Here is a 13532-nt window from a genome sequence, read left to right as displayed (position 1 = left end):
AAGATGAAAAAAATGCATGTTATGACTGTCGTTGGTACACGACCTGAAATTATCAGATTGTCGCGTGTTATGGCTAAACTAGATGATTATTTTGAACATACGATTGTTCATACTGGTCAAAACTACGATTACGAACTTAATCAAATTTTTTTCGACGATCTCGGCGTCCGCAAACCTGACCACTTTTTGAATGCAGCAGGTAAAAATGCTGCAGAGACTATTGGGCAAATTATTATCAAAATTGATGAAGTGCTGGAATCCATCAAACCAGAAGCACTTCTAGTCCTTGGTGATACAAATAGCTGCTTAGCTGCTATTCCGGCTAAACGCCGCAAGATTCCTATCTTCCATATGGAAGCGGGAAATCGTTGTTTTGATATGCGAGTACCAGAAGAGATAAATCGCCGTATTGTTGATCATACAGCTGATATTAATCTTACCTATAGTGATATAGCACGAGAATATCTTCTTGCGGAGGGATTACCAGCTGACCGTATCATTAAGACTGGCAGCCCAATGTTTGAAGTTCTTACTCATTATTCCGATGGTATTGAAGCATCAAATATTCTTGAGCGTCTTAATGTCAAATCCGGCGAATATTTTGTAGTAAGTGCTCACCGCGAAGAAAACATTGATTCAGATAAGAATTTAATGAATCTTGTCGAGTCGTTAAACAAAGTAGCAGAAACTTATCAGTTACCCGTAATTGTTTCTACACACCCGAGAACTCAGAAAAGAATTGATGCAAAAGGGATTGTATTTAACTCGCACGTACAATTGTTAAAGCCGCTTGGCTTTAAAGATTATGTAAAATTACAGAAGGAAGCACGAGCAGTCCTTTCTGATAGCGGTACAATTACTGAAGAGTCATCGATTCTCAATTTTCCTGCTATCAATATCCGTGAGGCGCACGAGCGTCCAGAAGGAATGGAAGAAGGCACGGTAATTATGACCGGTGTTGATCCTGAGCGTATTCTTCAGGCTCTTGATATGATAAAAAATCAGCCACGTGATAATGAACGACTCCTACGCCAAGTGAGTGACTATTCAATGCCAAATGTCTCTGATAAAGTGGCAAGAATTATCCTCTCCTATACTGATTATGTTAAACGTGTTGTTTGGCGTAAATACTAATAAGGCCATCACTCTGGCGAGTCCAGAGTGACTTTTTGATGGTGTATAGATTAAAGTGAAAGTCTTATTGTTGACACAATGGTTTGATCCTGAACCTACCTTTAAAGGTCTTGCTTTTGCTAGAGAATTAACAAAGCTGAATGTTGAAGTAGATGTTATTACTGGCTTCCCTAATTATCCAGGTGGGAAAGTTTATGACGGTTATAAGATAAAATATTATCAACAAGAAATAATTGAAAATATAATTATAAATCGTGTTCCAATTTATCCGCATCATGGCCGTTCTGCACTAAAGAGAGTCTTTAACTATACTTCATTTTTTTTATCAAGTGTTATTTATGGCATGTTTCGTAGGCAGAGGATGGATGTTATCTATGCGTATCATCCCCCTCTTACTACAGCACTTTCTGCTGCAATTATTTCATCATTCCGTAAAACGCCTTTTGTTGTGGATATTCAGGATTTATGGCCAGATACATTGGCAACCACAGGAATGCTTACAAATAAGAAAATACTCAAAATAGTTGATGGTGTTTGTAATTTTATCTATCGTCGTGCGGCTAAAATTGTTGTCCTTTCCCCTGGGTTTAAAAATAAATTAATATCGAGGGGAGTTCCAGCTAATAAAATTGAAGTTATTTATAATTGGTGTGATGAAGAAAATATTCGAAACTTTAAAAACTCTTCAATTACCCTTCCTTCCGATAAATTCAACATCGTCTTCGCCGGAAATTTAGGCCTAGCACAAGGATTACCGTCAATCATTTCTGCAGCAAAGTTATTACAAGAAAAATGTGTTGGAGCTAATATCGTTTTTGTTGGTTCTGGGGTGGCGGAGCCCGAGGCAAGAAAGCTTGTTGAAGATGGAGGCATTGAAAACGTAATATTTATTCCACGGGTCCCTGTTTCAGAGATTGGTGATATCTTGCAGCAAGCCGATTCATTGCTTGTTCATTTAATTAAAGATGAATTGTTTTCAATTACTATTCCTTCTAGAACTCAGGCTTATATGGCAAGTGGTAAACCTATTATTATGGCTGTAGACGGTGATGCAGCGGATCTTGTCAGAGATGCTAATGCTGGTATTGTGTGTAAATCTGACGATCCTATATCGATCGCAGATGGAATTCAGACACTCACTTTGCTATCTGAAGCTGAACTTAAAAAATTAGGTGCTAATGGCGCTGAGTTTTATCGCTCAAAGTTAAGCCTTGAGGCTGGTGTCAAAAAATTCATTTCTGTTTTTGAACAGGTTGTAAAATAAAATGCTTAAACGTTTATTTGATATATTTACATCACTAATACTTATTATATGCTTATCCCCTATTCTTGTGGTTACATATATTCTTGTCAGAAGAAAACTTGGTAAGCCAGCACTTTTTAGGCAAATTCGTCCAGGAAAAGATGGCCGTCCATTTGAGATGATTAAATTTCGTAGCATGAAAGATGCTTATGATTCCACTGGGAAAATATTATCTGATGAAGTGCGATTAACTGAATTTGGACGAAAAATTAGAGCGTTGAGTCTTGATGAATTACCTGAACTTTGGAATGTGCTTAAAGGTGATATGAGTCTCGTTGGCCCCAGACCACTTCTTATGAGTTATCTTGAACTTTATAGTATGGAGCAAAAACGTCGTCATGAAGTCCGTCCCGGAATTACTGGATGGGCACAAGTCAATGGTAGGAATGCAATCAGTTGGAATGATAAATTTAAACTTGACGTATGGTACGTGGATAATCAGTCGTTGTTGCTAGATCTTAAAATACTTATATTAACACTAAAAAAGACGTATAAGAGAGAGGGTATTTCCTCGGAAGGCCATGTTACAGTGGAACCTTTCAAAGGTAATCAAGATGAATAGAATAGCAATTTATGGTGCGGGAGGGCATGGCAAAGTTGTTGCCGAGTTGGTTGAATTAGCGGGATATAATCAAGTATTTTTTTTTGATGAACAATGGCCTTCAGTTACTTTGAATAAACATTGGCCGCTTATTGGGGACTTTGATTCATTGGTTGAAACAATAAACGACTATGATGGAGTTGTTGTAGCTATTGGGAATAATAGAGCCCGCTTGGAAAAAACCAATTATTTAATAAAAATAGGTGCACCACTTAAAACCTTTATCCATCCAACAGCATATATTAGCCGTTATTCTGAGATTGGCCTAGGTTCTGTGATTATGGCTCATGCAGTCGTTAATCCATTTGTTACCATCGGCAATGCGGTCATTATCAACACGGCTGCCACAATAGATCATGATTCTATCTTGAATGATGGCGTTCATATCTGTCCTGGTGTACATTTGGCTGGGGCAGTATATGTTGGTAACGAAGTGATGATCGGTATTGGTGCGCAAGTGATTCAAGGTATAAATATTGAATTTAGAGCTACTGTAGGTGCTGGCGCCAATGTACTACTTGATGTGGAACCTCATACAACCGTTGTGGGTAATCCCGCAAAGTTAATAAGTCAAAAAGGATAATATTGTGCTTAATACATCATTTTCTCCATGGCCATCATTTACTCAAGAGGAAGCAGATGCGGTTTCCTCAGTACTATTGTCTAATAAAGTAAACTACTGGACTGGCAATGAATGTCGTTTGTTTGAGACTGAATTTGCTGAATGGGTAGGAACTAAATATGCAGTAGCATTAAGTAATGGTACATTAGCTTTAGATGTTGCCCTCAAGGCATTAAATATTGCTCATGGTGATGACGTAATCGTTACTTCACGTACATTCCTGGCTTCTGCATCATGCATTGTTACTGCTGGTGCTAATCCGATTTTTGCTGATGTTGACTTAAATAGTCAATGTATTACAGCTGAAACTATCTCGGTTGTATTAACGCCAAATACGAAAGCAGTTATTATAGTTCATCTGGCTGGGATGCCTGCTGAAATGGATCCGATTATGGATCTGGCTGCAAAACATGGACTTTATGTTATTGAAGATTGCGCTCAAGCTCATGGTGCAAGCTATAAAGGAAAGCGTGTTGGCAGCATTGGTCATATTGCGGCCTGGTCATTCTGCCAGGATAAAATCATGACGACGGGAGGCGAAGGTGGGATGGTAACCACCAATGATAAAACCCTTTGGTCTAAAATGTGGAGCTATAAGGATCATGGGAAAAGCTATGATGCTGTCTATAATCGTGAACATAAGCCAGGCTTCCGGTGGTTGCATGAATCTTTCGGTACCAACTGGCGCATGCTTGAAATGCAGGCTGTGATTGGGCGAATTCAATTAAGAAGAATGGCTGATTGGACTAAGCGACGTCAGGAAAATGGGAAAGCTATAGATGCAGCATTAGCAGACCTGAGTGGTGTTAGGTTAGTTAATATTCCAGATTATATTGAACATGCAGAATATAAACATTATGTGTTTATTAAGCCATCAGCATTAAAAGAAGGGTGGACTAGGGATCGCATTATTAATGAAATTAATAATGCTGGAGTTCCTTGTTATCAAGGAAGTTGTTCTGAGATTTATTTAGAAAAAGCATTCGATAACACTCCATGGCGTCCTGAAACTCCTCTACCTAATGCGTTTGAATTAGGTGAGACTAGCTTGATGTTTCTGGTACACCCGACGCTAACATGTTCGGAAATTGAACTAACATGCGAAGTTGCATATAAGGTTTTGAAAAATGCACTTAATTAACATCTATTGGCAACGATAAGTATTGATTAATCTGATATGAGGTGGCTGATTACGCCGCCTCCTCTTTTAAAAATGTGGTATAGAATGTTAACGCAACTACTCAGTTTGCCTCGTAATATAAAACGCATAATCATGGTGGCAATAGATTTTGTTTTATTGCTTATCGCTTTCTGGGGAGCTTTTTGGGTCCGGATGGATGTTTCTGCACCTTATACTAGCTACGAGCACTGGAAGTTACTGGCTTGTCTTATTGTTGTTACTGTATGTATCTTTGCAAGGACCGGTTTATATCGTACAGTCTTAAGATATGTGACAGCGAAGATATTTGTTACCGTCCTGCTAGGCCTTAGCATATCAACCGTACTGCTTATAACATTATCTTATTTCTTTGATATATTTCTTCCAAGAGCAATACCAATAATTTATTTTGCTTTTTCTTTATTATTCATTTGCGGGTCGAGACTATTATTTAGAATGTTGCTTACCTATGCTGTGCGCGGACGAACGCCCGTCATTATTTATGGGGCAGGTGCTTCCGGCAGACAACTTTTAACAGCACTAAGGCAGGTAGATGAATATTTTCCGGTTGCATTTATTGATGATAATCCACTATTGAATAAAGTCGTTATTCATGGTGTAACTGTTTATTCTCGTAAAAATATTGAAAAATTAGTTCATCGCTATGGTATTAAAAAGATACTACTAGCGATGCCTTCAATTTCAATTGAGAAAAGAAAGGAAGTAATTACATATTTAGAGGATTTTCCATGTGAGGTCTTATCCATACCAGGTATGGTAGATCTTATTGAAGGAAAGGCTCAAATTATGACACTCAAAAAAGTGTCTATTGATGATCTGCTTGGAAGAGAACCAGTTTCTCCTGACGCAGAATTATTAGCAAAGAATATTCGTGATAAAGTTGTCATGGTTACTGGAGCTGGTGGCTCAATTGGATCTGAGATCTGCCGACAAATTATTTTCCAACATCCAAAGATATTGATTTTGTTTGAAGTGTCTGAATTTGCACTTTATTCAATTGAAAAAGAATTAACTATGCTTGCGCATAATAACAATAATGACGTTGTAATAATCCCATTAATGGGTTCAGTGCAAAAATTACATCGTTTAGAAACAATTATGCGAGTTTTTAACGTTAATACTGTTTATCACGCCGCAGCTTACAAACATGTCCCTTTGGTTGAGTATAATGTTGTGGAAGGTGTCAGAAATAATATTTTCGGAACATTATATTGTGCTCAAGCAGCAATATCGTCCAATGTAGAGACTTTTATCCTGGTTTCAACCGATAAAGCGGTAAGACCGACTAATACGATGGGAGCTACAAAACGTGTTGCTGAACTAGTCTTACAGGCATTAGCACAGGAACAATCGACAACTTGCTTTAGCATGGTTAGATTTGGAAATGTTTTAGGCTCATCAGGATCGGTTGTTCCATTGTTTGAAAAGCAAATTGAGCAAGGCGGACCTGTTACTCTGACGCATAAAGATATCATCCGCTATTTCATGACAATACCAGAGGCTTCTCAGTTGGTTATCCAGGCCGGTGCCATGGCCAAAGGTGGAGATGTCTTTGTGCTCGACATGGGTGATCCTGTTCGAATATATGACCTTGCTACTCGTATGATCAAACTATGCGGCTTAAAAATTAAAGATGAATCAAATCCGGATGGCGATATAGAAATTAGAGTCACTGGGTTGCGCCCAGGAGAAAAGCTCTACGAAGAATTGCTGATTGGCGAGCAAGTTCTTGGTACATCTCATCCGAGAATTATGACTGCACATGAAGATATGCTCAGTTGGACAGAACTTGAAAGTTACCTTAAGCAAATGGATGAGGCATGTACTAAATTTGAGCATGATATCATTCGTAATCTTTTACTGAAAATTCCAACAGGTTTTCAGCCTACTGATGGCATTTGTGATCTGGTATGGCATGCAAAGCATAATGTCTCTGGATGCGCTTTGAATGTGACATGTTGAGTTAGCGCATCAACTGCTATCTACTTTCAAGTATCCTGAGTTAACATCTAGAATACATTCAAGCCGCGCATAAGTAGCGCGGCGACCACACCAGACAGGAGTATGTAATGTCCAAGCAACAGATAGGCGTCGTCGGTATGGCAGTGATGGGGCGCAACCTGGCGCTCAACATCGAAAGCCGTGGTTATACCGTCTCTATCTTCAACCGTTCCCGCGAAAAAACTGAAGAAGTTGTTGCCGAGAACCCGGGGAAGAAACTGGTTCCTTACTACACGGTGAAAGAGTTCGTCGAGTCTCTTGAAACCCCTCGTCGTATCCTGTTAATGGTGAAAGCGGGTGCTGGCACCGATGCTGCCATTGATTCTCTGAAGCCGTATCTGGACAAAGGCGACATCATTATTGATGGTGGTAACACCTTCTTCCAGGACACTATCCGTCGTAACCGTGAACTGTCCGAGGAAGGCTTTAACTTCATTGGTACCGGTGTTTCCGGTGGTGAAGAGGGCGCACTTAAAGGCCCGTCTATCATGCCTGGCGGCCAGAAAGAAGCGTATGAGCTGGTTGCTCCTATTCTGACCAAAATTGCTGCGATTGCCGAAGATGGCGAGCCGTGCGTAACCTATATTGGTGCCGATGGCGCCGGTCACTATGTGAAGATGGTGCACAACGGTATCGAATACGGCGATATGCAGCTGATTGCTGAAGCCTATTCCCTGTTGAAAGGCGGCCTGAACCTGTCTAACGAAGAGCTGGCTACCACCTTCACTGAGTGGAATGAAGGCGAGCTGAGCAGCTACCTAATCGACATCACTAAAGACATCTTCACCAAAAAAGATGAAGAAGGTAAATACCTTGTTGATGTGATCCTCGACGAAGCGGCCAACAAAGGCACAGGTAAATGGACCAGCCAGAGTTCTCTTGATTTGGGCGAACCGCTGTCGCTGATCACCGAATCCGTATTCGCGCGTTACATCTCTTCTCTGAAAGACCAGCGCGTTGCGGCATCTAAAGTGCTGTCTGGCCCGCAGGCTAAACTGGCTGGCGATAAAGCTGAGTTTGTTGAGAAAGTTCGTCGCGCACTGTATCTGGGTAAAATCGTCTCCTACGCGCAGGGCTTTTCTCAACTGCGCGCAGCCTCCGACGAATACAACTGGGATCTGAACTACGGTGAAATCGCGAAGATCTTCCGCGCGGGCTGCATTATTCGCGCGCAGTTCCTGCAGAAAATCACTGACGCTTATGCTGAAAACAAAGGTATCGCGAACCTGCTGTTGGCTCCGTACTTTAAAAATATCGCTGACGAATATCAGCAAGCGCTGCGTGATGTAGTGGCTTATGCTGTACAGAACGGTATTCCGGTACCGACCTTCTCTGCAGCGGTAGCCTACTACGACAGCTACCGTTCTGCGGTACTGCCGGCTAACCTGATCCAGGCCCAGCGCGACTACTTTGGTGCACATACGTATAAACGCACCGATAAAGAAGGTGTGTTCCACACTGAGTGGTTCCAAGAGTAACCGTTTTTATTAATAGCCAATAAGTAGAGTTGAATTACTTATTGGCTTAATTAAGTGATGCTGTATTTCTCCATTTTATATATCTGAGTTAATTCTTGCAGTTACTCACTATAAGATCTTGCTAAGCTTAATAGTTTATTTGCTATGCGACAAATACAAAAATGATTGGAATGAGACTAAGTTACACATAATATGGAATTTCAATACTTATATTCAATTCCGCTAGTAAAGTGATTTTATCGCTATTGATATATAATCTTTATAGTTGTATGTTTTTTTCGGGGCATAGCTAATAGTTGGAATATCATGTAAGTTTTCATTGAGTTTACTATAGAGATATTAACTCTCAGTGGGTGATGGTGTTTTCTGGTGTAAACTTCGATAACTTCGTAGATATAGTAAATCTCTCTTCAGTTTTATATGCTGTAGGTGGAGGTAATCCCTATCATAAGCTAAACTCTCAAACCAAAAAATATTGAGGTTTCAATTTCTCTCACTAATTTATTTGTTACCGCTATATGTGCTATTTACCTTTTTGCTATTCCTGTCAGATATTATTCTATGGCCAATAGATACAAATGGGGTGTGGATACTAAGTCTATTTATAGCTTGTATTATATGTGCATCATACCTAGGAATTTATTTAGGCCTAAATGTGAAAGCATTTATATCATCAAAAAATTATGTTTCTGGGCTAAAATAGCAAGGCATTTTTCGACAATAGCAGCGATTCTTTTCACCATTACACTAATGGCGATCTTTATCTATACAGGAAACTCGCTTGGTAATATTTTTGAATTAGCGATTGATCCTTGATTAGCCTATCAGACAATGTTGACATACGAGGCAGAAAAAGGAAGCGGAGATTTTATCTTTACATAATACTCTCCATAATAATGGCTCCTTTGTATTATGCGGTCATTCCCTTAATGGTTATGCGCTGGAAATACTTAACAAGAAAGCAAGTATTCTTTGGGTTTATATTTATATTTGCAATTGGAATGATCTTATTTTTAATCTTCCGAGGTACTGATAGAGAAATTGGTGAGTTAGTCATTCTTCTTGTTAGCATAACGCTTGTATAGATTGCTCAAAAAATTAGAAGTGGCGAGTTTTCGACTTATTAATTTTTTAAGGGTATTCTTCATTCTTATAATTTTGTTTTGTTGTTCTTCATTGTTTTTTCTTTAGGAAATATGAGCGGTTGAGTGGAGGTCTTGATTTTTGTGTTTATAATATTGCTTACGCCAATCAAAACTCCATATTTCATTCGTTTATGTCGGACGAGATATTTTTTCGGTTAGCATGTTACGTCTTATCTACCCCAGGGATATTATGGACTCTACTTAACATTGGAAATGGATTAGTGTTTTACCTTCTTTGTTGGTCATTCTCCATTCCTTGTTTCAGCAATTGATAAACTATTGAATATTGATTTATATAGTTGCTCGCTTATGGGACAACTAAATGGAGTCGGTTGGAGTGATGGTTATACATGGAGTATCAACTATCCATGGTTGGCTAATGATATTTCCTATTATCTTGTTGTTCCTTTTATATTATTAATTTCTCTGTTCTTAGCAATTGCATGGAAGATGGCTGTATTAGAGATTTTTTTTCTGCTGTGATGGTCTTTATATTTTTTTTTATGGTGTCATTTTTCCACTGCGAGCAACCAACTCGCAATTGCACCTGAAATCTATACTGCATTCATAGTTTGGATTGTTATTTTTATTAAGGATGTTAAGTGGAAAAAAACAGTATGACTCTACATTTTATTAAGTTAGGTAGCAGTAACTTAATAAAAATGTTGGTGGGTTTTATATATCTTAAGATTTTATCAAGTTATATTACTCCGGAAGAGTTTGGTAGTTTAGGACAGTTTTTAACCTTTGTCGCTATTGTTTCCATGTTATCTCTGGGAGGAGGAAATAATGGAATGGTTAAATATTTGTCGGAAAATAAAGGAGATTATAATAGTTGGCTTAAGGTTTTTAATCAGAATTTTACAATTATAGCCATTATAAACATTTTACTGTTTTTTATTTTGTTTTTTTTTGCAAATGAATTTTCATTCTTAATTTTTACAAGTGTTTTGCACGCAGACATAATCCGATATTATGCGATAGTGCAGCTTTTTGTTGCTTTTGGTTTATATTCGAATGTGTTTTTTATTAGTAGTGTTGATACGTGGAATAGCAGTCTGCAGACAGTTTTTAACTCAGCTTTATTTTTGATTACTGTATTGATTGGGGTTTTATTCTTTACTGAAAAAAGTTTGATCTATACAGCTATGTTTGTTAATTTATTTATGGGGATATATGGGGTAATATATTTCTTTAAAAAAAGAAAACAATATTGTGGAGTTTTTTCATTAACAAGAATAGAGTCTGGGTATGTAAAAAAACTATCCGGTTACGCAATGGTTACTATTTCAGGTGCGGTGCTGTGGCCTGTTTCACAATTTATTCTGAGAAAGGAAATTGGTACTGAATTAGGGTGGGGGGTTGTAGGTTACTGGTTCGCAAGCATAAAAATTTCAGATGCTTATATTCAATTTTTTTCTATATTTTTATTAAGTTATCTATATCCTAAGCTTTCATCTGTAAATAAAAATGACATTAAGGTTAAAAATTTCAAAGGATTCATGGTGTTCTATATACCAATGTTAATTAGTAGCCTTATTGTCGTTTATTTTGGTAGGGATATTATTGTCTGGTTGCTGCTCGGTAAGGAATTTAAGTTAGTAGCAAGCTATGTACAATTACAAATCATTGGTGATGTCATTAAGCTTCTGTATAGTTCTCTTCTGATGTACATACTTTCTTGTGGAAAGGTTAAATATTCTATTACGGTAGAGTTTTTGAATTCTATAGTTTTTATAGGTGCTACTTTGTTTTTAATTTCATATGTTGGGTGGCGAGCTCCATTGATAGGATATGTAATAACTCAAAGTATTACTTTGTTGTATGTATATTTTTATTATGAGAAGGTTCGAAAAATTGAATATACTGATATTGTGCAGTAAAATGGATGTTTCTGGGAAATCACCATGGTTAACTAATGAGTTAATAGAACAATTCAAAACCGAAGGTGATGTAGTGGATGTTATATTTAATGACTGGAGTTCCGTTAATGTGGAACAGTCTATAGAATTGCCTGATGGGAGTGTTTTTCTTATTCGTCCAAGAAGTAATAAATATGGTAAATTACATAAGTGGCTTACTTCTGGTGTTGGGATGTGGCGTGATGTGTCACAAAAAATAAATAGAGATAGATATGATTTAATTATTCATTTTTCACCTGCGATGACTTGTGGTTTTCTTAACTGGATTTTTAAAAGAAAATATAAATGCACATCTGTTTTTATACTATGGGACTTTTTCCCTTATCATCACTATCAGATAGGGTTGCTGCCCAAACTGTTACTTAAGCCTTTCTCATTGATTGAAAAATTTTACATCTATAAAAGTGATTTTGTTGGGTTGATGAGTCAGCGTAATATGGAGTATTTCAATAATAAATACCCTGACTATTGCGGTGAAAAGAAAATAATTCCCATATGGGGGCCAAATGAAATATTTCAGGAAAACACATGCCTAAGTTTGATTAAAGAAAAATATCATATTGCTGGTGATGATTTTGTCTGTGTGTTTGGTGGGCAATTAGAAGCTGGACGTGGTATTGATAGTATATTAGATATTAAAAAAAATATAAAGTCTGATAGAGTTAAGTTTATTATATTGGGAAGTGGTTCATTAAAGTCTGACGTTGAGAAAAGAATCTTTGATGAAAATATTAAAAATGTTCTGTTATATGACTATGTTCCACGTGATGAATATTTGGCGTTGGTGTCAGCATGTCAATTAGGAATAGTTGCTACAGTCGATAATGTTGATGTCCCTACATTTCCATCAAAAACTATTGATTATTTTAGGTGTTCCATCCCCGTTATTTCTTTAGTTGAGGAATCTACTGACTATGGAACGTTTGTTGAGAAAGTAGCCTGTGCTGGATATAGTTTTACCCATAAACAAATTGATGAGGTCGTTAACTGTATACAAACAATGATGAATAATCCCTCCCATTGTAAAGAATTAGGTAAAAATGGTGCGGAATACTATCAGGCGAATTTGGCAGTTAAGTTTATTACCAAGAGATTAAAATCATCGTTAAATCCCTAAATCATAAAACAATGCCGGAGGAGTCTATAGACTCCCCCTGAATTTATGGAAAATGTTGTCTGAGATGGATTTTATGTCTGGTTCCATGTAGCTGTATCCGCCGGAGAAAAGGATAACCAGCGGCTTCTCGGCCTCATCCGTGGCACTTATACGCTGAGAAGTGGAGTTCATGGTTACCGCCGGATCTATGGTGTTCTTTCTGAAATCTGTGAGGTGTGCTGCAGCAACCGTGATGCTTGAGTTACGAGGAAAATAGGATACAGATATACATGGTTATAAGGTGCCTGGCGGACTCCGACTCGACCATCACTTATAGTGTCTAATTGCTTACAGCATGAATTTACTGCTCTGAAGCTTCATCAAGTGAGGACAACCGATATTACTTACATCAGTATCTGGCAGGACTGATTGAATCTGGCCATAGTCATAAATGGTGGGCTGAACGATGAAATCCAAACTGTTACGAGTGCTGTCGTTGGATGCACTTGAATTGCGGTCTGGCGGCGAAAACATCATGGTGTGCAGAGATCAGGGGAATGAGCATGGCCACTGTTCTATTGCGTTAATAATCAGGCACTGAGCATGGGCCGCTGCAGGGAAAATCCTGTACCTGAGTTGTTCTCTGAAAAGAACACATCAGGAAGAAGTTATATAAAATTTGTAGCATGGCCAGTGGATATCTTCGATTACATTGAAGTGTTCTACAACTGTAACCGACGCCATAGTCATTTTGGTGGTGTCAGTATGAAAGCCTTCGGATAGGTATCATCGTGAGCATAGAATAGAACTGTATACCAGAGCGACTGTATTCCACCATTTTCATGATGATTAATGCTACTTTTTAACTTGATTATGGGGAGGAATGGGTGTTCTAACGTTCAAAACCACAGCGCGTAGTTATACAATCACTACCTGCAGATTAATCTGATTTAATCATCCATAATTTCCAGCCCCGAAGTTTATTATCGGCCTTCTTTGTGCCCAAGATGCCGAGGTTCTGTGGTATCGCTGAAATTGCGAACCGTTAAT

9 protein-coding genes are annotated in these 13532 nt (G+C 38.2%); all 9 read left to right on the top strand.

Annotation, left to right across the window (positions count from 1 at the left end; translation table 11 throughout):
• Positions 1–3 precede the first annotated feature (3 nt).
• The 9 genes from wecB (at position 4) to C2U43_RS16585 (ending at position 12503) form a co-directional block, all read left to right on the top strand.
• Positions 4–1134, top strand: coding sequence for a non-hydrolyzing UDP-N-acetylglucosamine 2-epimerase (wecB, locus tag C2U43_RS16635; RefSeq protein ID WP_071444761.1), 1131 nt, complete (start codon positions 4–6; stop codon positions 1132–1134).
• Positions 1135–1189: 55 nt separating this feature from the next.
• On the top strand, positions 1190–2398 hold the full coding sequence (locus tag C2U43_RS16630; protein ID WP_199771086.1) for a glycosyltransferase family 4 protein: 1209 nt from the start codon (positions 1190–1192) through the stop codon (positions 2396–2398).
• Position 2399: 1 nt separating this feature from the next.
• On the top strand, positions 2400–2999 hold the full coding sequence (locus C2U43_RS16625) for a sugar transferase (protein ID WP_103285515.1): 600 nt from the start codon (positions 2400–2402) through the stop codon (positions 2997–2999).
• Positions 2992–3621, top strand: a complete 630-nt coding sequence (locus C2U43_RS16620; protein ID WP_103285514.1) for an acetyltransferase — start codon at positions 2992–2994, stop codon at positions 3619–3621. The genes C2U43_RS16625 and C2U43_RS16620 overlap by 8 nt, the downstream gene beginning before the upstream one ends.
• 4 nt (positions 3622–3625) lie before the next feature.
• A complete protein-coding gene (locus C2U43_RS16615; RefSeq protein WP_103285513.1) occupies positions 3626–4801 on the top strand; it encodes a DegT/DnrJ/EryC1/StrS family aminotransferase in 1176 nt (391 codons plus the stop codon).
• 84 nt (positions 4802–4885) lie between these two features.
• Entirely contained in the window at positions 4886–6802 is a 1917-nt protein-coding gene (locus C2U43_RS16610; RefSeq protein WP_103286004.1) for a polysaccharide biosynthesis protein, read from the top strand.
• 107 nt (positions 6803–6909) lie between these two features.
• Entirely contained in the window at positions 6910–8319 is a 1410-nt protein-coding gene (gndA, locus tag C2U43_RS16605; protein ID WP_071445354.1) for an NADP-dependent phosphogluconate dehydrogenase, read from the top strand.
• 1747 nt (positions 8320–10066) lie between these two features.
• Complete coding sequence (locus C2U43_RS16590) at positions 10067–11347, top strand: oligosaccharide flippase family protein (RefSeq protein ID WP_103285510.1); 1281 nt, start codon at positions 10067–10069, stop codon at positions 11345–11347.
• Positions 11322–12503, top strand: a complete 1182-nt coding sequence (locus C2U43_RS16585) for a glycosyltransferase family 4 protein (RefSeq protein WP_158654547.1) — start codon at positions 11322–11324, stop codon at positions 12501–12503. Before C2U43_RS16590 ends, C2U43_RS16585 begins: the two co-directional genes overlap by 26 nt.
• Positions 12504–13532: the final 1029 nt, after the last annotated feature.

The sequence above is a fragment of the Citrobacter freundii complex sp. CFNIH9 genome (assembly GCF_002903305.1).
Taxonomy (GTDB): Bacteria; Pseudomonadota; Gammaproteobacteria; order Enterobacterales; family Enterobacteriaceae; genus Citrobacter; species Citrobacter portucalensis.
Note: the sequence above shows the minus strand (reverse complement) of the source record. Positions and strands in the feature narration are given on the sequence as shown.